This window comes from Shewanella sp. HN-41 (genome assembly GCF_000217915.1).
Taxonomy (GTDB): Bacteria; Pseudomonadota; Gammaproteobacteria; order Enterobacterales; family Shewanellaceae; genus Shewanella.
In genome coordinates this window covers 1-21,525 of the sequence record NZ_AFOZ01000028.1, presented here as the reverse complement: position 1 = coordinate 21,525, position 21,525 = coordinate 1, and the positions used below count along the sequence as shown (strand labels likewise).

Here is a 21,525-nt window from a genome sequence, read left to right as displayed (position 1 = left end):
TTTACCTTGTGTGAATAGGGTTTGATCTAAGGCACAAATTGATAACCAATTCATCACTTGAGCGCAGTGCCTGTTGCAACTCAAATCAAAGCGGCATAAGCTTTGTGTGACTTTTCAACGCTCGTCCACACTCGATGTGGACGTTTTGTTTTTACCGTCAGTATTGGCGAACAGATTAAGTAACTTATTAAGTAAATATGATGGCTATGAATACAGAAACCTTATCCTTGATAAAGCAAAGCATTAAAACGATTCCGAATTATCCTAAGGAAGGGATCCTATTTCGTGATGTCACTAGTTTGCTTGAGAATGCCGTAGCCTATAAGGCGACTATCGATCTGTTGGTTGAGCATTACCGTGGCAAAGGTTTTACCAAAATTGTTGGTACCGAAGCCCGCGGTTTCTTATTTGGCGCGCCATTAGCCCTAGAGCTAGGGGTTGGTTTTGTGCCAGTTCGTAAACCGGGCAAGTTGCCCCGTGCAACCATTAGCCAAAGCTATGAGCTTGAATATGGGCACGATAGTTTAGAAATCCACATTGATGCCATTGTTGCCAATGATAAAGTATTAGTCGTTGACGATTTACTGGCAACGGGCGGCACCATAGAAGCGACGGTTAAGCTTATCCGTCAACTGGGGGGAGAAGTGAAGGATGCTGCCTTTGTGATCTCCTTACCTGACTTAGGTGGCGAGCACCGTTTAACGGCATTAGGGCTTGAGTTGGTTAAACTTTGTGAGTTTGAAGGCGAATAATTCTTCAGCCAAAGGCGCCTTGGGATAGTTTAATAGCATGTCACACCATGACATGTTATCTTTCAAAGTTCCCGGGGCGCACGCTCCCATTTTTGTATCACACACTCTGGGGAGTTCCATGTCATATCAGGTGTTAGCCAGAAAATGGCGCCCTGCCACATTTGAACAAATGGTTGGTCAAAGCCATGTATTGCATGCTTTAACCAATGCGTTAAGTCAGCAGCGTTTACACCATGCCTACCTGTTTACAGGGACTCGGGGCGTGGGTAAAACCAGCTTAGCGCGACTCTTTGCCAAAGGTTTAAATTGCGAACAAGGTGTCACTGCAACACCCTGCGGCGTCTGTGGTAGTTGTGTTGAGATTGCCCAGGGTCGGTTTGTCGATCTGATCGAAGTCGATGCCGCCTCCCGCACTAAGGTCGATGACACCCGCGAGTTATTAGACAATGTGCAATATCGTCCGACCCGTGGTCGTTTTAAGGTTTATCTTATCGACGAAGTGCATATGCTATCGCGCAGCAGTTTTAACGCACTGCTAAAAACCTTAGAAGAACCCCCCGAGCACGTTAAATTTCTTCTGGCGACAACTGATCCACAGAAACTGCCTGTGACTGTCTTATCCCGCTGTTTGCAATTTAATTTAAAAAGTTTGACCCAGCAGGAAATTGGCACTCAACTCAATCATATCTTGACCCAAGAGCAACTGCCCTTCGAGTCTGAAGCGTTAACACTCCTTGCCAAAGCTGCCAATGGCAGTATGCGGGATGCATTGAGCTTAACGGATCAGGCCATTGCCTTTGGTGGTGGCACTGTGATGCTTAAACAAGTGCAGACCATGCTCGGCAGTATTGATGAGCAGCATGTGGTGGCCTTACTGAAAGCTTTAACCGATGCCGATATTGGCGTGCTAATGCAAACCTGTGGTCAAGTGCTCGCCTATGGTGCGGATGCCCAAGAAGTGCTGCGCAGTTTGCTCGAGTTATTACACCAGATCACCTTAACGCAATTTGCCCCCGCTGCGGCCCAGCAATCCTTATACAGTGCGCAAATTCGCGCCTTTGCCGAGCAACTGGCCCCAGAGCAAGTGCAGTTGTACTACCAAATTCTATTAACCGGACGCAGGGATTTACCCTATGCACCGGATCCTAAATCGGGTCTGGAAATGGCATTACTGCGCGCCGTTGCCTTTGTGCCTGAAAAAAATGTTAAACGCTGGCAAGTCGATACACCTGCTGAGGTGAGTCTGCCTTCGGGGCAAACCCCGATATCGACTGTGGCTGCCGTCCCTGTGGCTGAAACAATGGCTGAAAAAAAACAGCATTAATTGAGTCCGCCGTAGCAGAGCCCATTGTAGTTGAGCCCGCCGTCGCTGAATTCATTGCCCCTCAAACTGCGGTGGCTCCTCAAACTGGAGTTGTTGCCGATGAAGTTCGGTCCGATGCAGCCCTCAATGCGGCACTAGTCGCGGAGCAGTCGCTGATCATCAGCCAAGCGCAGAGTCAGGGATTTAGTCCGAAAATCGAACGGTCTGATGTGGCTACGGCGTTGACATTAGCAACACAAGACTTACCCACCAACACCTTACCTAGCGTCGACGTTCAGCCTGTTGGGTTGGGTGATGACAAGACCGATAGCACAGATGCAGATAGCGCCACGAGTCCAGAGATCCCTATCTCTGCAGATAACGGCCCGCTCGATTACGCCTACGGTGAATATGAACATTATGCCGAAGATCCCGCACTACTGGATGCTTATCAAGATGATTATGCTCAATTTTTGTGTGGTGATGACTCGGGACTAGGGCTGGAAAACACGGCTGTGCCAGAGGCGAGTTCAACCACTCAAACGCAGCAATCCCCTGTATCTAGTTCGGCAGGCCAGCAATTAGGGGCACAAAATCATCCCAATCCAACCGCGACCGTATCCCTCGAGGATGACGATATTTTATCGGCGGTGCTCGCTGCGCGGGACTCGCTTCTGTCAGATCTCGATGCCTTGAGTGCTAAGGACGGTGATGAAAAAAAGCCATCACTAGATCAAAAGCTGAAAATACCCGCCGTCGGTAAGAGTGCAGCTAACCCTAGTGTTGGTTCTCGGCCCGTATTGAGCCCCCAGCAAACGTCATCGATAATACCCATTTCTGAATTAACGGTTGATTATGATGGGGCTGATTATGATGAGGCTGATTATGATGGGGCTAGTGTCGATGAGCTTGGTCGTGATAATAGGCCGAGTGCATCCGCAAAGGTCCAGCTAGAGACTAACGATCGTCCACCTTGGGAAGAGGCACCCGCAGCGACGGTCAGCACTGAGGTTGAGTCATGCTTACCCGTTGAAGTCAGTGTTCAGCCGCCTTTGCAAAGGGAGAATGCGGTCAAAACGCTGCCAGCTCAAGCCCTTATCATGGAGGCAAATACCGCTGGCAGCCCTGAAACGGGGCTCAGTGTGGCTGAACCTATTAGCGGTGATCCGCTGGATTTGCACTGGTATAAATTAATGGCGAGTTTAGAGGTGGGCGGCCGCGTTCGCCAATTGGCGGTGAATTCTGTGTGTCAGGCACTCGAAGATCCCTTGCCATTACTGTTAAAACCCGATCAGAAGCATTTAGCGGCCGATATCGCCATAGAACAACTTGAACAGGCACTTACCTCGACGCTTGGGAACCCAAGGCGGGTACAAGTGGTCATAGGAAGCGATCCAAAGCGGGAAACACCACTCGAATTGCGTAAGCGTTTCCACCAAGAATTATTGCAACAGGCGCAGCAATCCTTAATTAAAGACGATAATGTTCAATGGCTTATTCAGCGTCTTGGCGCGGAGCTTGATACCGATACTTTAGTGTATCCACCTGAACTGTTAAACCAACGCAGTCAGCAGATCCAAGCATTGCCCGAGTCTAAGTGATGTCGGTACTTCAGCCATCAAGCGAATGCTATGGCGCGTGATTAGCTTGGATTATGTCTAAAACTGCGTATCAAGATCATAAGTTTATTAACGGGATAACGGCATAGATTGCCAATCCTATTTATTTCAGTAAGATTAGCCAGCTTTAAAGCTTGCGACTCACCCTAATAGAAGAGAAATGACTATGTTTGGAAAAGGCGGTATGGGCAATCTGATGAAACAAGCCCAGATGATGCAAGAAAAAATGGCGAAAATGCAGGAAGAAATTGCCCGCATGGAAATGGTTGGTGAATCGGGTGCCGGTCTGGTTAAAGTTACTATGACGGGCGCGCACACAGTGCGTAAAGTTGAAATCGACCCAAGTTTGATGGAAGACGATAAAGAAATGCTAGAAGATTTGATTGCTGCGGCGTGTAACGATGCTGCCCGTCGAATCGAAGAGAATCAAAAAGCAAAAATGGCTGAAGTCACTGGCGGTATGCAATTACCACCAGGCATGAAAATGCCGTTTTAACTGAGATAAACAATGAAATTTAGTCCACTGCTTGACGAGTTAATTCAGTCCCTGCGTTGTTTACCTGGGGTTGGGCCTAAGTCGGCACAACGTATGGCGTTTCAGTTGCTTGAGCGCGATAGAAAAGCCGGGCTTAAATTAGCCTCGGCGCTGTCCAGTGCCATGAGCGATATCGGCCATTGTCAGTCCTGCCGAACCTATACTGAAGAGACTCTGTGCCCCATTTGTGCAAGCCATAAGCGCGGGACGTCTTCCACTATCTGTGTGGTTGAAACCCCAGCAGATGTGTTAGCCATTGAGGCGGGTGGACATTTCAGTGGTCGCTATTTTGTATTGCTAGGTCATTTGTCTCCCCTCGATGGTGTAGGGCCAGACGAGTTAGGGCTTGCCTTACTCGAACGTCACTTAGCCTCGGGGGATGTTTCTGAGCTGATCCTCGCCACTAACCCCACGGTTGAAGGGGAGGCAACGGCACATTTTATCGCCGATATGGCCAGGCGCCATAGGGTGATGATTAGCCGTATCGCCCACGGCGTTCCCGTTGGCGGTGAGTTGGAATATGTGGATAGCACAACCTTGGCACTGTCCTTTAATGGCCGCTTGCCGTTGTAACTGACGGTTTATCAAAAAGATCATTGTTTTTCAAACCCGCCCTGTACAGCTTGTGCGGGTTTTTATTTGCCTGTTACGCCCTTCAAAATGCCTTATTTTTCACCATTCACGACTCGTTTTATCCCTTGCCCTTGAAAAGCCAATTTGCAGCCCCATTTAAGTAAACACTGAGCGTTATTTTTAGCAAATTGCGTAACAAATAAGGAAAATTTCATGTCACAACAAGAAACTCATGGTTTTCAAACTGAAGTCAAACAGCTGTTGCATTTGATGATCCATTCTTTGTATTCCAACAAAGAAATTTTCTTGCGTGAACTGGTCTCCAACGCTGCGGATGCGGCCGATAAGCTGCGTTACCTCGCGTTGACCAATGACGCATTATACGAAGGTGACGGTGAGCTGCGGGTGCGCATCAGTGCTGATAAAGACAAAGGTACTGTGACCATCGAAGATAACGGTGTGGGTATGACCCGTGATGGCGTGATTGAGCATTTAGGCACGATCGCCAAATCGGGCACCGCCGAATTCTTCAAAAACCTCTCAGGCGAAGCCTCGAAGGATTCGCAACTCATCGGTCAGTTCGGTGTGGGCTTCTACTCGGCCTTTATCGTAGCGAAAAAAGTCACAGTCCGCACCCGTGCGGCAGGCCATAAGGCCGATGAAGCCGTGCTGTGGGAATCCGAAGGTGAGGGCAGCTTCACCGTCGAAACCATCACTAAGGCGGGCCGTGGTACAGAAATCACCCTGCACCTACGTGATGAAGAAAAAGAATTTGCCGACGATTGGCGTCTGCGCTCGATCATCACTAAATACTCGGATCATATTTCAGTGCCCGTTGAAATGTGGCAGGAAGGTACCCCAGAGCGTGATGGCCCAGACGGTGAAAAAATTCCGGCGACCGAGGGTTACTGGAAAGTCATGAACAAGGCGACCGCCCTGTGGATGCGCAATAAATCTGAGATCAGCGACGAAGAATATCAAGAGTTCTATAAGCATATTTCCCACGACTACACAGACGCATTATTGTGGAGCCACAACCGCGTAGAAGGTAAACAAGAATATACTAACCTCTTGTATATCCCTGCAAAAGCGCCCTGGGACATGTGGAACCGCGACCGTAAACATGGCCTAAAGCTCTTTGTTCAGCGCGTGTTTATTATGGACGATGCCGAGCAGTTTATGCCATCTTACCTGCGCTTTGTGCAGGGGTTGATTGACTCGAACGATCTGCCGCTAAACGTCTCCCGTGAAATTTTGCAGGACAACCACATCACCAAAGCAATGCGTACCGGTATTACTAAGCGCGTGCTCGGTATGCTGGAAAAACTGGCGAAGGACGATGCGGAAAAATATCAAAAATTCTGGGCCGAATTTGGCCAAGTGTTGAAGGAAGGTCCAGCGGAAGACTTTGCAAATCGTGAGCGTATCGCGGGTTTACTGCGTTTTGCGTCTACCCATACGGGCAGCGCGGCACCGACAGTATCACTCGATGACTACATCAGTCGCATGAAGGAAGGCCAAAGCAAGATTTACTATATCGTTGCCGACAGCCACGAAGCGGCGGCCAACAGCCCACACTTAGAACTGCTGCGTAAGAAAGGCATCGAAGTCCTATTGATGTCAGAACGTATCGACGAATGGTTAATCAACCATTTAACTGAATACAAAGAGAAACAACTGCATTCAGTGACCCGTGGCGAGCTGGAATTAGGTGAGCTTGAAGATGCGGCCGAGAAGGAAGCGCAGGAGAAACTTGCCGAGGAATCTGCACCTCTGATTGAGCGCATTAAAGCGGCATTAGGTGCAAGTGTGGCCGATGTGAAAGTCACCTCACGCTTAACCGACACCCCAGCCTGTGTGGTGACCGGGGAAGGCGAAATGTCGACCCAGATGATCAAATTGATGCAGGCGGCTGGGCAGCCTGTGCCAGAGGTTAAGCCGACGTTTGAGATCAATCCCGCGCACCCATTAGTGTCGCGTTTGAATGATCTTCAGGATGAAGCCGCCTTTGCAGATTGGTCTAACCTATTGTTGCAACAGGCGCAGTTATCGGAAAAGGGCAGCCTTGCGGATCCATCGGCCTTTATTAAGCTGATGAACCAAATGTTACTGGCGAATTTGAAGTAAAAGGTGTTTGGGCCCATAGATTTCTATACTCTATGGGCCTTATTTTTTAGCACTTATTTCAACGTTAGATGCTTTTGATATTAAGGGAACATCATGGACAATATCCTCGATCTGACTAAAGACAATATCCAGCAAGTGGTTGATGCTTCGATGCAACAGATCGTGGTGTTAGCATTTTGGGCGCAGTCTCAAGCACAAAGTGTGACTCTGGTGCAGACGCTAGAACAACTTGCGTTGCAACATGCTGGGCGTTTTGTGCTGGCTAAAGTGAACTGCGAAACTGAACTGGAAATTGCCAATTATTTCCGTATTCAAAGCTTACCCACCACCTTAGTTCTGGATAAAGGCCAACCGATCGACGGTTTTGCTGGAATGCAGGAGGCGTCACAGGTGAATGCCATGCTGGAGAAACACCTGCCGCCATTGTGGCAACTGCAGCTTGAGCAAGCTAAAGCCTTATTGGCCTTAAGCCAAGTTTCAAGTGACGATTTAGCCACGGCCGCCGTGTTACTCAAAGATGCCTATAGCACCTCAAACCATGCGGGTGAGGTGAGCTTAGTGCTTGCCGATGTGTACTTGATGCAGGGTGAACTTGCCCAAGCACAAGCCTTACTCGAGCAAATCGGGCTTGCGGATCAAGACGGTTATTATCAGAGCTTAAAGGCAAAATTAACCCTTGCCTTAGATGCCGCGGATACGCCAGAAATTCGCGATCTACAGCAAAAATTTGAGCAACATCCACAGGATTTAGTGCTATTACTCGAGTTAAGCAGGGCACTCCATTCAGCCCACCGAGATGAGGAAGCATTAGCGCTGTTATTCAGTGTGATCAGTAAGGATCTTGGGGCTGAAAATGGCACTGTAAAACAAGTGTTTATGGAGATTTTAACCGCGCTTGGCCAAGGCAATGCCTTAGCTAACCAATATCGCCGTAAGCTCTATACCTTGCTCTATTAATGCGTAAAATTGCCGATGATCCGCAGTTTATTTGCACTTTCTGAGGCTAAAGTCGAAGCTAAAACCCTTCTCAATGGCGGCCAGATGTGCGAAGATCGCCGCCCTAAGAAGAATATCAATGCGAAAAAGAGGACTCTTGAGATGCGCATTATCCTATTGGGCGCCCCAGGTGCCGGTAAAGGTACCCAGGCCCAGTTCATTATGGAACAGTATGGTATCCCACAAATTTCTACTGGCGACATGTTACGCGCCGCCGTTAAAGCTGGCACTCCGCTGGGTTTAGAAGCGAAGAAAGTGATGGATGCGGGCCAACTGGTTTCTGATGATCTGATCATTGGACTGGTTAAAGAGCGTATCGCACAGGACGACTGTGCTAAAGGGTTTTTGTTAGATGGTTTCCCACGTACCATCCCACAAGCGGATGCGATGGCGGCCAACGGTATTAGCATTGATCACGTGATTGAAATCGATGTGCCAGACGAAGAAATCGTTAAGCGTATGAGCGGTCGCCGTGTTCACTCAGGTTCAGGACGTGTTTACCATGTGGTGTTCAATCCACCTAAAGTGGAAGGTAAAGACGATGTGACGGGTGAAGATTTAGCGATCCGTCCTGATGATGAAGAAAGCACTGTGCGTAAACGCCTGGCGATTTACCACGAGCAAACAAAGCCGCTAGTAGAATACTACGGTAAAGTGGCTGCCGCTGGCGAAACGCAGTACAACAAATTTGACGGTACTCAATCGGTTGCTGCCGTGAGTGAACAGCTTGCCAGTGTATTGAAATAAGCGAAAAAGCTTAATTTACGAGAACAAGTTCTCATATTAGAAAAAAGCCTGCCAACGCAGGCTTTTTTTATGGGTATCTGAATGTTAGCCTGCCAATGAATACCACTAACTATGGGTCTTATCTTGAATTCTCCTTCCCCTGCTTTCGGTGTATTATTGGTCAACCTTGGCACCCCCGATGAACCTACCCCTAAGGCCGTTAGGCGTTTTCTTAAACAGTTTTTAAGCGATCCCCGGGTCGTCGATCTTTCACCTTGGCTTTGGCAACCTTTGCTCAATGGGGTTATTCTCAATACCCGCCCCGCTAAAGTGGCTAAGTTATACCAAAGCATTTGGACTGATGAAGGTTCGCCCCTAATGGTGATAAGTGTACGCCAAGCCCAAAAGCTGGCGGTGGATCTGAGTGCAACCTTTAATCAAACTATCCCCGTTGAACTGGGGATGAGCTACGGTAATCCATCAATCGATAGCGGTTTTGTCCGGCTTAAAGCCCAAGGGGCAGAGCGGATTGTGGTCTTGCCACTCTATCCGCAATATTCCTGCTCAACGGTAGCAAGTGTGTTCGATGCCGTTGCCAGTTATTTTAAAACCGTACGTAATATTCCAGAGCTGCGTTTTAACAAACAGTATTTCGACCATGAGGCCTATATCGCAGCTTTAGCGCATTCAGTAAAACGCCATTGGAAAACCCATGGGCAGGCCGACAAGCTGCTGCTGTCTTTCCACGGTATTCCACTGCGTTATGCCCATGAGGGCGATCCATACCCAGAGCAGTGTCGCACTACGGCCAAGTTACTGGCGCAGGCTTTAGGATTAACCGATAGCCAATGGCAGGTGTGTTTCCAATCCCGTTTTGGCCGTGAAGAATGGTTAACCCCCTATGCCGACCAGTTGTTGGCTGAGTTGCCTGCGCAAGGGATTAAAAGTGTCGATGTGTTCTGTCCAGCCTTTGCGACCGATTGCCTCGAAACCTTAGAGGAAATCTCCATCGGCGGTAAAGAAACCTTCTTACACGCGGGCGGTGAGGCATACCGCTTTATTCCCTGTCTAAATGATGATGAACTGCATATCGAATTGTTGAGGCAGCTCGTACAAGAGCAAGCCCTGTCTTGGGATTGACGTTGGATTACCCCTTAAAAATCTGCACTTGAAACACTAACACGCCCTAGTTTCATGCTGATTTTATGGTAGAATCTGCGCCCTTGTGGCTTGGGAGTGGATTTTTTGTCTCGCTAGCCTAGACTCATTATTTTTAGGACGCTGGCGAGTACGTGCTCGTCATAACGCCAATTAGCATGGATGCCAGGAAAAGAGAACCACTATGAAGTTTCCCGGTCAGCGCAAGTCGAAACATTATTTTCCGGTCAAAACCCGAGATCCACTGCTTGAGCAGCTGACTCAACAACCTCAACCCTTTGCCACTTATATCAGCGGTATAGATCAAACCTTAGTGGATATCGAAGCGAAAGTGGAAGATGAACTGCTCAGTCGCTATGGATTGCCTAAGGGAAATTCGACCCTGATCAATGATGAGCAAGCCCATCAACTCTATACCGAACTTAAGCTTTTGGGGTTGATCAGCGATGAGTTTGCCGGCGGCACTATCGGCAATACAGTGCACAATTATTCTATTTTGGCCGATGATCGCTCTGTGCTGTTTGGGGTGATGAGCCAAAATATTGAGGTGGGCAGTTACGCCTATCGTTACCTTTGCAATACTTCTTCAAAAGTTGATCTTAACTTCCTACAACCCGTCGATGGGCCTATTGGCCGCTGTTTTACCCTGATTTCTGAGTGCGGTGAGCGCACATTTGCGATCAGTAAAGGGGCGATGGATAAGTTAACCCCAGAATATATTGATAAAGACGTAGTGCAGGGCAGTTCGGCCTTAGTGTTAACCGCTTACTTAATGCGGGCGAGTGGCGGGGATCGTATTACCGATGCGGCTATGTGTGCCATTGAGTATGCGAAAGCGGCCGAAGTGCCTGTGGTACTGACATTGGGCACCCGTTTCTTGATTGAGGAAGATCCACTTTGGTGGCAAAACTTTATTCAAGAACATGTGACTATCCTAGCGATGAATGAGGATGAAGGTGAGGCCCTAACGGGATTTCGCGATCCTCTATTGGCCAGTGAAAAGGCACTAGAGTGGTGCGATATGGTGTTAACCACCGCAGGTCCTATAGGTTTGTATACTGCGGGTTATGCCGAAGACTCAGAAAAGCGCGAAACGACTCATACGCTGCTGCCCGGTGCTATCCCCGAATTTAACCGTTATGAATTCTCGCGGCCCAAATTGAAAAGTGACTGCGAAACGCCGATTAAAGTATATGCCCACATTTCCCCTTATATGGGGGGGCCTGAAAAAATCGGCAACACTAACGGCGCGGGGGATGGCGCCCTATCGGCGCTGTTACATGATCTGGCGGCTAATACTTTTCATAAAGCGAATGTGCCAGGTTCGAGCAAGCATAAACGTGATGGCCTGTGTTATTCGTCATTCTCGCAAATTTGTAAGTATGCTAACCGTGTCGCCTATGAGGTGTTAGCCCAGCACAGTCCGCGTCTTTCCCGCGGTTTACCCGAGCGGGAAGACAGCTTAGAAGAATCCTACTGGGAAAGATAAGTCTGTACCAGCTGAGTTAGTAAGGGCAATAGCGGTAAACCGTTATTGCCCTTGTTGTTTTTGGAATGGCGTAAAAATCGGGAAGCTGACGTTTTATCAACAATTAACCGCATAGAGGTTAATTTTTGCTACAGACAGACTCGAATAAGTGATAACGTTAGCCGAATCACTGCTCCCAATAACAGCGAATATTTAAGGTGGAATTTTCGGTGAAAGCGCAAATCTTAAAAGAAATGAAAGTGCTCAAGACGATTGAGCCAGAATTTGAAGTGCAGCGCCGTGTGGCGTTTATCAAGGCAAAACTGAAAGAAGCCCGTAGCAAAGCCTTAGTGTTAGGGATCAGTGGTGGTGTTGATTCCTCCACCGCTGGGCGTTTATGCCAGTTAGCCGTGGATAGCCTTAATAGTGAAACTGCCGAAGGTGGTTATCAATTTATTGCGGTGCGCTTACCCTATCAAATTCAAAAAGATGAGCACGAAGCCCAGCAAGCTTGCCAATTTATTCAGCCGACCAAATTAGTCACCATCAATGTGCACCAAGGGGTTGATGGCGTGCATCAAGCCACCTTAACTGCCTTTGTTGAGGTGGGACTGCGTTCACCGGATGCGGCTAAAGTCGATTTTATCAAAGGTAACGTCAAAGCGCGGATGCGGATGATTGCCCAGTATGAATTGGCGGGATTAGTGGGTGGCTTAGTGGTCGGTACTGATCACAGCGCCGAAAATATTACCGGTTTTTACACTAAGTGGGGCGATGGTGCCTGCGATCTCGCGCCTTTATTTGGCCTCAATAAACGCCAAGTGCGCCAAGTGGCGGCTTATTTGGGCGCGCCAGATTCCTTAGTCTATAAGGCGCCAACGGCGGATTTGGAAGACAATCAACCTTTACTGGAAGATGAGGTGGCGCTTGGACTGACCTACGAGCAAATTGATGATTTCCTTGAAGGGAAAGAGGTCGATAAAACGGTTGAAGACAAGTTGATTAATATCTATAAGGTGACGCAACATAAGCGTCAGCCAATTCCGACTATTTACGATTAATTTAAGACGGTTACCGTCTTAATATGAGCGAAGAAGCACCCAGAATTTGGGTGCTTTTTTATGCGCAAAGGTTAAAGGTGCGCATCTTGGATGTGTGCGCGCGTCAGTGTTATCAAGGCATTCGAATATTGGCGATAGTCTAAGTAGGGCGTGAGCAGTACATGCTTCGAGTACGGATATTGCGCCTTCACTATCGCAGTGACATCCTGTAGCTTACCTTGAGAGTCTCGCATCAATTGTTGCTTCGCCAGTTGCTGATTTCGTGGGGCGATATGGATGTCATCAATATCTAACCCTAATGGCTTGGCGACGGCTTGCCCACAAAGAAGATGAAGACTGGCATTGGCCGAGAGGGTATTAGCACCTATCAATAGCATCTCGTGATTTTTGAGTAATAAATTGTCGCGATAATGGCGCCAGTCCTCTCCGCTTGCACAAATTTTTGCCATAATTGTGAAGATTTTACGCCAGTGGTTACCATTTAAGACGATGAGTTTTGCAATCGCATCATCCTGTTGCCAATGCCAATTTTCGGGTATGAGTGGGGCATTGGGGAGATAAAACGCATAGGGCGCAGCTATCGGGCCAAGGTGCATATGAGTTGAGTTCGTTAATAAAAGTGGGGCAGATATTAACCTAAGAGGGGAGCACCGCCGAAGCTAAATTATCGCCAGAGCAAATCTTAAACATGAAAGTTGAGATTTTTTATCTAACCTTATAATCTGCTTGCACATTTTATGGGATCCAAGGGACTAGCATGAAAGCCATTATCATAGGCTCGACCAAGCATTTATTTTTTGCTGCATTTTATGCCTGCTTGGGGATTGCCGTTGCCCTGTTACTGACAGGTATATACTTTCTCAATGCCAGACCCGATCTGTCCCTTTGGCATACCACTGAACTCAAAAACGAGTTTCATTACAACACCAAATTCGACAAGTTTAGTGATTACATTGCCTTAGAAGATAAGTTATTTGCCGAAGTGGACAATAAGGTGCTTAAAAAAGTCTCGGCGACAGATGCTTCGCCCGTAAATCGTTATGTTAAGGACAGTCTGTCGGATCCCGCCCGTTGGTCTAATAACTGGAATCGCAGCTTCGAGTGGCCCAAGGCCAATGCTCCCTTTGGCGTATTGCTGCTACATGGTATGTCGGATTCGCCCTATGCCATGTCAAATCTGGCTGCGCATTTTAAGGATAAAGCCCATGTGCTTGGATTAAGACTCCCTGGACACGGCACCATCCCGAGTGGTCTCACTAGCCTATACTGGCAGGACTTAGCGGCAGCGGTGAATCTGGCAACGGCGCATATGAAACAAGAGCTTAAAGGTAAGCCTCTGTTTGTCATTGGCTTTTCAACGGGCGCGGCGGTAGCACTTAACCATGAGCTTGAGCTAATCAATCAAGATAAAGCACCTGACTATGCGGGGATGATCTTTATATCGCCCGCCATCGGTCTGACCCCGATTGCGGCAGCGGCGCGTTGGCAGAACTGGATTGGCCAACTATTACAGTTGAATAAATTACAATGGAACAGTATTCAAGTGGAGTACGATCCCTTTAAATACATGTCTTTTGCGGTGAATGCAGGGGATGTCGTATACCAATTGGCATTGCATAATCAGGGATTGCTCGCGGGATTAACGGCTTTGCAGCGAGAACAGATCCCATCGATATTAACCTTTCAATCCGTAGTTGATGCGACGGTTTCAAGCCGTGCCGTGGTCAATACTCTCTATCAAGTATTACCTGCAAAAGGTCACGAATTAGTTTTATTTGATATGAATCGCACCTCGATTAATCGCAATATGATGCTCAATGACCCCCTTCCCGAGCTGTTACCGACCAATCCGGACAGTGTGCATTATCGAGGCACTTTGATCGAAAATATCAATGCTGAGACCACACAGGTACAGGTTCGGGAGTTTGGAGTGTTACCTCGTCAACAAGAAGGGGGGGCATCATCGACTATTGCGCCCTTGACCCTGTACTGGCCTGCAGAGGTGTATTCCTTATCCCATGTAGCCCTTATTTTTGCCGAGGATGATGGACTCTATGGCCTAAAAAACAATACAGATAAACACCGCATTCAAATTGGTGGGGCGGCTGCCCGTGGCGAGCGCGGTGTGCTGAGTGTTTCGGCAGTTGAAATGCTCAGGCAAAAATGGAATCCGTTTTTCCCCTATATGTTGTCACGAATTGACCAATATCAAATGGCCCATATCAAGCCATAACATGCTACTAGGCTATTTCTAGATGGGTTCGATAATATGCGTGCAGACGACGCAATTGCGACCCCGATCTTTTGCCTTATATAGATTTTCATCGGCTTGTTTTAGCCAAACGTCTAGGGAAGCATTGTAGGAGGCATCAGCGATCAGTGCACCAATACTTACCGTGACACTGAAGCTGTTTTGGGTCGCGGGATCGGTAATGATTTGTTTTGCGAGCCGTGTGCGGAATTGATTGAGATGTTCCTCGACATTTAAGGAGTTGCACATAGGCAACACTAATACAAACTCTTCCCCTCCGTAGCGGCAAAGCAAGTCGACATCCCGTTTAAAATGACTCGATAGTACTTGAGCCATGACTTTTAAACATTCGTCCCCCGCTAAATGACCATAGGTATCATTCACTTTTTTGAAGAAGTCTAGGTCGAGCAGTACCACGGCAATCGTATCCTGGCCACGCTCACACAGATCTTGGATTTTCAGGAATTGTTTCTCGGTATAACGGCGATTATACAAGTTAGTTAGTGAATCCCGCTCTGCCATGTCCTTGAGTTTGCCGTTAGCAATTTCTAAATCGATAGTGCGTTGCTTAACTTTATCTTCTAACTCGAGTTGATGACTAAGCAGTGTCTGTTGATTCGCCTCTAAACTCTCGTACAGGCTATAGATTTCTTGAGGCGTACTGCTATCCAATAGCTCGTGTTCAAACTTTTCATCATTGAAACTACCATCTTTATTTTGGCTAAAATGCTGCGCCAGTAAGGCGAGGGGAGTTGTCGTTAAACGGCTGATGGCTTTAGCGATAATGATAGCGCCGACCATACTCAGTAACAGCAGTATTATCGTTTTAGTGTATTGATTTTGCGCTAAGGTCAGTAGGGGAACAAAGGGTTCCAACACATACAAATGCCAGCCGTTTTTTAGTTGATGGTGGGCGTAAATAAATTCAGGAGTATCAGCTTCCTGCTGATTGATATCCATCAGTTTTAATCGGGTATGGTATTCAGTGCTACCCGTGACGTAGTTGAAAGGGGCTAAGGGTTGTAACCCGAGTCTTTCGGAGGCATAAACGATATTCTGTTTTTCATCCAATAGGATGATGGATTGTGTTTCGTGGTGTTGATTTTGGTTATCAATATTGGAGAAATAACTTAAGTCTAAGCTACCTTGCACTATGCCTATGGCGGTATTCGAACCTTCTTTAAAAATCGGAGCACTGATGGCGATGATGATGTCTTTATTGACCCCGTGGCCGATAAATACGGGTGAGACAAAGGTGTTATGGTGAATAAAGGCTTGGATAAAATAATCTCGGTTTTGCACATTCACTTTTTGTGGTAACTGATTCACTTGATGAAGCTTTTCCAGCGGACTTCCCGCCACTATCTCGCCATCTTGATTGGCAATAAACATATTAGTAAAACTAGGGGTTAGCCCTTGGACACTATCGAGGACCAGTTGCCATTGTTCGAATGGCAAACCCGATACGCTGATAAATTTACCGACACTAGCAATGGTACGGGTATTGGTGCTGATATAGGTTTCGGTGGCGTGGCTTAGGGAGATACCTGTATCATCCAGATTTTGATTAATTAACACCTGTTGTTTATCCATAAAATAATGATTAAACACTAAGGATGAGGCCAGTAAGCTGATGGTCGTGATCAAAATAAACAGGTAACTGAGCTGCGAACTCATAGTGCGGCGTGTGTGATTAACCAGTCTGTCTTTTAAATGCCATAAACTAGGCAGTGCCACCACACAAAGCTCGCCCAAGGTGGTGTAAAAAATGCCATTAAAGGCTTGTTTTATCGTGGTAAAGGGGATGTGGTAAGCTGGCATACCCGTGATTAACCAAAGGTATAGCCCCATTAATGGCAAGCCCAGCAACAGCCAATAGCAAATGCTGGCATAGAGTATGGGGAAGTCTCTGCGCCGTGCAAAACCCAACCACAGCGCCTCAAGCAAAAACACCAGATATACGTGGGCACTGGACCAAGCCAGCATCAAACCCGTTGCGGTAAATAGGGCCGTAAACAGGGCATACCAAGGCCCGAGTAAGATGGCCACGATCACCACAGCCGCGTTGCCTAAAATAAGCTGCACGTTGGCAAAGAGCGGAATAGGGTAAAGGTTCAGCACCAGACCGAATAAACCGAGAAAGGTAGCTAACTTTAGATGGGCAATATTCAGAGCTGGTACACGCAAAGATAAGTCCCTTTAGTCAAAATTATGCTTAAAAAGCAAGCGATTGCACTGAAGCTATAAATTATCTCTAGCTTAGCAGAAGTTTCTTAATTAGATATTGAATGGATCACTTAAGTTTGGTCTTAGCTCACAGTCTGGTACTTGCCATGGTTTTACGCGCCAGAAGCCGTTTAGTTTCTGGCAAAATTTAACCATACAGACTAGAAACTAAGCAGTTAATCAAAGAGATGTCACTAAGCACTTGCACAGAGGCGAGGCAATTGCTAAAGTCTGGCTCACTTAAGGTGAACCCCAATCAATAGCATCTTAAGTAACAAGTGCTTAAGCTTATCTAAGGTAAATTATTTAAGCACGACATTTTCGGTATGTAGCGCAGCCCGGTAGCGCACTGTCATGGGGTGTCAGGGGTCGGAGGTTCGAATCCTCTCATACCGACCAAATTTCTCTTATTAAGAGTATAAAAAGCCTCACTTTTATAAGTGGGGCTTTTTAGTTTTTAGCTTCTCAGGCTCATCATCCACAAGATCTCTTCTTAACACTAATGACTCCCAGTTCGACATAAGCATGGCTGTTTGTCACACTATTGCAAAAGTGAGAAAGTTCCACGTCGATTATTTAACGCTTTCTTGGCAGATGAGGGCAGGATATGCCTATAGAGAAAGGACCGCAATGATCATAGACGTATGGATAGTGTAAGTTGTAATTTGGCTGTTTGTGGGAGGTTATACTTCACTCATACTAATAGCTAATCTAGATCTTAATTGATTGCATGGGAGATTATTATGGCCTTACCGTTACTTTGGCTTGGTGGTGCTGCCATTGGAGCTGCGTTCTTGGCGGATGAACAGCAAAAGCGCCTGCAGCTTGAGCGTGACAGATTACTCGGTCGAGCTCCCAAGCAAGCTCTTGCCAATCGCGCTATGCTGGCGTCGCCGAGCCAATGGCAGAAGGGCTTTAAACAAGTGCTGCCTGAGCCTGGCAGTATCGTTTGCTGTTATGTCTTTGGCGTGATAGAGCATACGGGTATTTGGCTCGGTGATGATTGTTTGGTGGAGCTTCATGGATCTGGTCTGGTACGAGCCGTATCGATAAAGCGCTTTTTAGCGGGACGTACGGGGAGCCAAATCTATCTTGCCTGCAATCATCAACATCAACCTTTGGTTTCTGGGTCAGTACTAAATCGTGCCCAACAGGCTATCTATCAATACCGCGAATACGATCTATTCGACAATAATTGCCATCGTTTTGTTTGGTCATGCATTAGTGGACATGAGGTTTCAATCAAGAGCTTTAACGAATTAAATCAGAGGCTGGCGGCGCATTTTAACCAAGGGATTTATTGGGATGAAATGCAGTTACCACAATTGAGCGATTAACTCTGGAAAATAAAAAGCCATCCGAAGATGGCTATGTCACTAGTACAGCACTCGGATTATTGACAAAAATAGTCCACTGCACGTTTAACCAATTCAATACCGCTTTTATCGCAAGGTGGCAATTGAGCATCGCTCTGTTTAACTGGTGTCACTCGCTCGCCCCATTTCAATAACAGTGCCGCAGATGTTAAACCTGCCCCGAACGCACAAGAGAGTATGGTTTGGTGCGGTTTGATAAGGCCTTTTTCCAATGCATCACAAATTGCAATGGGGATCGTCGCCGCCGAGGTATTGCCATAGTTAGCGATATTCACAAAGGCTTTTTCTTTCGGAATTTTCATTCGACTGACGAGGGTATCAATAATGCGCTCATTTGCTTGATGTGGAATAACTAAATCCACTTCATCCTTATTTACACCACATTTTTCAAGCACTTGAGTGCTCAGTTTGTTCATGCCATTAATTGCGCGCTTGAAGATTTCTTGGCCATCAAATTGGATATAAAAATCCAACGACTCGGCTGAGAATCTATCCATTGCAGTACCAAAGCCTGCCTTAAGAATATCACGTCCATCGGGATCGTTATTGAGCTCGTAGCCCAATATGCCGCCTGGAATATCAGAGGCTTCAATCACGACGGCACCCGCACCGTCACCGAAGAGCACTGCCGTTTCGCGGCGTGACCAATCGAGATAAAAAGAGAGGCGCTCTGCGCCGATAACTAATACTTTTTTGCACTGGCCGCTCTTAATTTGCGAACTGGCTAAACCTACGCCGTAGAGGAAGCCGCTACAGGCAGCGTTAATATCAAACGCGGCACAGCTAGCACCAATATTAGCCTGTACGGTTGAGGCGATATTCGGGATCAAGGTATCTGGGCTTGCGCTGGCGAGAATGATCATGTCTATTTCGCTGCCATCAATGCCCGCAGCCGCGAGGGCGCGTTTAGCGGCAACGGATGCCAACTCAGACGTATTCACATGGCTGATATGACGCTGACTGATCCCGGTGCGTGACTTAATCCATTCATCGGATGTTTCTATAAAGGTCGCAAGATCATCGTTAGTCAGTGTGGCAGGTGGAACGCATTTCCCCCAACCAGTGATAGTGGCGTACTGCATGGTATTTTCTCTCAAATAAAAAAGGCAGAACCTGAAGTGCTGCCTTGAATCGACAACAAAGCTTATCGGTATAACGAATGGCTTTCCGTGATCTATACCACCTGTTTGGCGACGAGATCACGAATAGTCATTGCGGCATGCAAAATATGATGTCGCAGTAACGCCGTGGCTTTTTCTGTTTCTCTTAGCTTGCAATAATTTAATAGAGCGCGGTGCTCATGCTCTGCAGCCGGGATCCCCCCTGCTAACAGTAATTGCAAACGAATATATCTATCACAGTTTGTATTGAGGCCATGAACAACCTCAAGCGTATGTGGGCGATTAGCAGCCTGGTATAAACACGTATGGAATTGAGTATTTAGCTCACTCCAACTGGCAACGGCATCTTCATGTTTAAAGGCCGACTCTAATTGCTCCAGTACCCGTTCTGCTTTAATTAAATCCTCTTCTGCGAGCCGTGGAATTGCTTTGGCGAGCAGATCGGTTTCTATCATCGCACGTAATTCAAAAAGTTCGGTAACCTGTTCGACGGATAACACTGTCGCAGTCGCCCCCTTATGGGGTTCAAATTTGACTAAACCTTCAGCCTCAAGTTGCAACAATGCTTCTCTTACCGGGATCCTGCTGACATTTAAGGCTTCGGCCAAAGCACTTTGTCTGAGTGGTTCTCCTGCGGCTATGTCACCTGAAAGAATTTTCTCTCTGAGCACTTCTACAACGAGCTGAGTGCGGGTTTTATGGACTATAGGCGTAGTTCGACTCATTATTTCCGTCTATTTCGGGTGTTTTATCATTATCCGCACAAGATTACCGTTAAAAACACCACAAATAAAGGGGAATGCTTGATCGAATACTATCGCTTGCTCCCTAAAAGACCGATGAGCGGAGGCGTTACTGCTTTAAAAAGCCATCTTCATTGTTTGCAATTTCGAATAAAAGATGTGTGGCCTTGCACGACTCTTCTTTTATCCAGCGATGGGAAAACTAAAACTGTCATTATGCCGCTATGCTTAAATCACTTGTCTTTGAAGGTACTTGTTAACCTGCAGTCTTAGGTGGGATGCTGTAAATCTGTCAAAGATAAACTTCGCGGTGCAATTTATTACAATGAATGAAATAATACTCGCCATAACGCATTAGGCGATGTTTTGAGTGAGTTTTTGAGTGAGTGGAGTAAGTACTGTGATTGCAGTCAATCGAGCCGTTTTTTTAGATCGTGATGGTGTCATTAATAAAGACCATGGTTATGTACATCAAGTCGATGACTTCGAATATATAGAAGGTGTGTTTGAGGCCTGCCTTGCGTTAAAGCAAATGGGTTATAAGCTCGTCGTAGTCACAAATCAATCGGGCATTGCCCGTGGCATGTACAGTGAGGACCAATTTCATAGTCTGACCGAATGGATGGATTGGAACTTTGCCGATAAAGGTGTTGAGCTTGACGGCATCTACTATTGCCCACACCATGCAGAAAAGGGCATAGGTGAATACAAAGTCGATTGTGATTGCCGCAAGCCAAAACCAGGCATGCTTAATGATGCCGCTAAATTCTTAAAGATCGGCCTTGCACAGTCTGTGATGGTGGGTGATAAAGCCGAAGACATGCAAGCGGCAAAAGCGGCAGGTGTGCCAACCCGTATATTAGTGCGTAGCGGTAAGGTTATTGCAGACAGCAGTGATGCGACAATAGTGCTCGACAGTATTGCCGATGTACCTCAATACTTGAAAAGCCTAGGTTAGATTTCACGCTAGACTCAGCAAAAGAGTCGGTTAAATACACATTTAGTTTAAAAAATGTGCGCTTGAATCGTTTTTTGCCAATATTCGCTAAAAAGGGGTTGCGGTAAAATCTGACATCCCTATAATGCGCATCCACTGACCCAGCGGGGTCAAGGTTAACCGCTGAATAAGCTGATAACCATGCTCTTTAACAATATATCAAGCAAATCTGTGTGGACACTCACAGGTGTTGAGTTAATCGAAACTGCTTAGCCTTCGGGTTGGCAGTCAAAGAATTAAATCAATGATTCCTATCACTTCGGTGAGAGTGTTCATAGCAATATGTACATAATTTTGATTTCGCTTTTAAGCGAAAACAAATGACAGAATTCATTGAGCCGTTTGATGTAAGTCAAACACCAAAACTTTAATTGAAGAGTTTGATCATGGCTCAGATTGAACGCTGGCGGCAGGCCTAACACATGCAAGTCGAGCGGCAGCACAAGGGAGTTTACTCCTGAGGTGGCGAGCGGCGGACGGGTGAGTAATGCCT

The 21,525-nt window shown here is 46.9% G+C and carries 16 protein-coding genes, 1 tRNA gene, 1 rRNA gene and 1 pseudogene; 15 read left to right on the top strand and 4 right to left on the bottom strand.

Annotated features, from left to right (window positions below; translation table 11 throughout):
* Window positions 1–200: 200 nt before the first annotated feature.
* The 10 genes and pseudogenes from apt (at window position 201) to nadE (ending at window position 12,318) form a co-directional block, all read left to right on the top strand.
* A complete protein-coding gene (gene apt, locus SOHN41_RS10740) occupies window positions 201–752 on the top strand; it encodes an adenine phosphoribosyltransferase (protein WP_083820769.1) in 552 nt (183 codons plus the stop codon).
* A gap of 118 nt (window positions 753–870) precedes the next feature.
* A pseudogene (gene dnaX, locus SOHN41_RS10735) lies at window positions 871–3,656 on the top strand (DNA polymerase III subunit gamma/tau).
* A 184-nt stretch (window positions 3,657–3,840) separates the two neighbouring features.
* Entirely contained in the window at window positions 3,841–4,170 is a 330-nt protein-coding gene (locus tag SOHN41_RS10730) for a YbaB/EbfC family nucleoid-associated protein (RefSeq protein ID WP_007648738.1), read from the top strand.
* A gap of 12 nt (window positions 4,171–4,182) precedes the next feature.
* The gene (recR, locus tag SOHN41_RS10725; RefSeq protein ID WP_007648737.1) at window positions 4,183–4,782 is read left to right on the top strand and encodes a recombination mediator RecR; all 600 of its coding nucleotides are present in this window, start codon (window positions 4,183–4,185) and stop codon (window positions 4,780–4,782) included.
* A gap of 213 nt (window positions 4,783–4,995) precedes the next feature.
* Window positions 4,996–6,909, top strand: coding sequence for a molecular chaperone HtpG (htpG, locus tag SOHN41_RS10720; protein WP_007648736.1), 1,914 nt, complete (start codon window positions 4,996–4,998; stop codon window positions 6,907–6,909).
* A 93-nt stretch (window positions 6,910–7,002) separates the two neighbouring features.
* Window positions 7,003–7,866 carry a co-chaperone YbbN gene (locus tag SOHN41_RS10715; RefSeq protein ID WP_007648734.1) on the top strand — a complete coding sequence of 288 codons (864 nt, stop codon included), beginning with the start codon at window positions 7,003–7,005 and terminating at the stop codon, window positions 7,864–7,866.
* 141 nt (window positions 7,867–8,007) lie between these two features.
* Window positions 8,008–8,652, top strand: a complete 645-nt coding sequence (gene adk, locus SOHN41_RS10710) for an adenylate kinase (RefSeq protein ID WP_037458895.1) — start codon at window positions 8,008–8,010, stop codon at window positions 8,650–8,652.
* 111 nt (window positions 8,653–8,763) lie between these two features.
* The gene (gene hemH / locus SOHN41_RS10705; RefSeq protein WP_007648732.1) at window positions 8,764–9,771 is read left to right on the top strand and encodes a ferrochelatase; all 1,008 of its coding nucleotides are present in this window, start codon (window positions 8,764–8,766) and stop codon (window positions 9,769–9,771) included.
* A gap of 202 nt (window positions 9,772–9,973) precedes the next feature.
* Complete coding sequence (locus tag SOHN41_RS10700; RefSeq protein ID WP_007648731.1) at window positions 9,974–11,278, top strand: inosine/guanosine kinase; 1,305 nt, start codon at window positions 9,974–9,976, stop codon at window positions 11,276–11,278.
* Window positions 11,279–11,487: 209 nt separating this feature from the next.
* Window positions 11,488–12,318: an ammonia-dependent NAD(+) synthetase gene (nadE, locus tag SOHN41_RS10695; protein ID WP_007648728.1), complete on the top strand. Its 831-nt coding sequence runs from the start codon at window positions 11,488–11,490 to the stop codon at window positions 12,316–12,318.
* Window positions 12,319–12,389: 71 nt separating this feature from the next.
* On the opposite strand, the gene SOHN41_RS10690 is transcribed toward nadE, so the two are convergent.
* Window positions 12,390–12,914 carry a DUF6942 family protein gene (locus SOHN41_RS10690; protein ID WP_007648725.1) on the bottom strand — a complete coding sequence of 175 codons (525 nt, stop codon included), beginning with the start codon at window positions 12,912–12,914 and terminating at the stop codon, window positions 12,390–12,392.
* A 161-nt stretch (window positions 12,915–13,075) separates the two neighbouring features.
* Here SOHN41_RS10690 and SOHN41_RS10685 point away from each other — a divergent pair, with 161 nt between their 5' ends.
* Window positions 13,076–14,551: an alpha/beta hydrolase gene (locus SOHN41_RS10685; protein WP_007648724.1), complete on the top strand. Its 1,476-nt coding sequence runs from the start codon at window positions 13,076–13,078 to the stop codon at window positions 14,549–14,551.
* 18 nt (window positions 14,552–14,569) lie between these two features.
* On the opposite strand, the gene SOHN41_RS10680 is transcribed toward SOHN41_RS10685, so the two are convergent.
* Window positions 14,570–16,756 (bottom strand): diguanylate cyclase, encoded by a 2,187-nt coding sequence (locus tag SOHN41_RS10680; RefSeq protein WP_007648722.1) that lies wholly within the window; start codon window positions 16,754–16,756, stop codon window positions 14,570–14,572.
* Between the two features lie 361 nt (window positions 16,757–17,117).
* On the opposite strand from SOHN41_RS10680, the gene SOHN41_RS10675 reads away from it, so the two are divergent.
* Both SOHN41_RS10675 and SOHN41_RS10670 read left to right on the top strand, forming a co-directional pair.
* Window positions 17,118–17,194: transfer RNA gene (locus SOHN41_RS10675), tRNA-Pro, on the top strand.
* A gap of 344 nt (window positions 17,195–17,538) precedes the next feature.
* The gene (locus tag SOHN41_RS10670; protein ID WP_007648721.1) at window positions 17,539–18,132 is read left to right on the top strand and encodes a lecithin retinol acyltransferase family protein; all 594 of its coding nucleotides are present in this window, start codon (window positions 17,539–17,541) and stop codon (window positions 18,130–18,132) included.
* Window positions 18,133–18,188: 56 nt separating this feature from the next.
* On the opposite strand, the gene SOHN41_RS10665 is transcribed toward SOHN41_RS10670, so the two are convergent.
* Together SOHN41_RS10665 and SOHN41_RS10660 are read right to left on the bottom strand one after the other, a co-directional pair.
* The gene (locus SOHN41_RS10665; RefSeq protein WP_007648719.1) at window positions 18,189–19,253 is read right to left on the bottom strand and encodes a ketoacyl-ACP synthase III; all 1,065 of its coding nucleotides are present in this window, start codon (window positions 19,251–19,253) and stop codon (window positions 18,189–18,191) included.
* 92 nt (window positions 19,254–19,345) lie between these two features.
* Window positions 19,346–20,017 (bottom strand): GntR family transcriptional regulator, encoded by a 672-nt coding sequence (locus SOHN41_RS10660; RefSeq protein ID WP_007648718.1) that lies wholly within the window; start codon window positions 20,015–20,017, stop codon window positions 19,346–19,348.
* 418 nt (window positions 20,018–20,435) lie between these two features.
* Between SOHN41_RS10660 and gmhB the strand changes: the two genes are divergently transcribed.
* On the top strand, window positions 20,436–20,993 hold the full coding sequence (gmhB, locus tag SOHN41_RS10655; RefSeq protein WP_007648716.1) for a D-glycero-beta-D-manno-heptose 1,7-bisphosphate 7-phosphatase: 558 nt from the start codon (window positions 20,436–20,438) through the stop codon (window positions 20,991–20,993).
* 407 nt (window positions 20,994–21,400) lie between these two features.
* Window positions 21,401–21,525: ribosomal RNA gene (locus SOHN41_RS10650) — 16S ribosomal RNA — on the top strand; the annotation flags it as partial.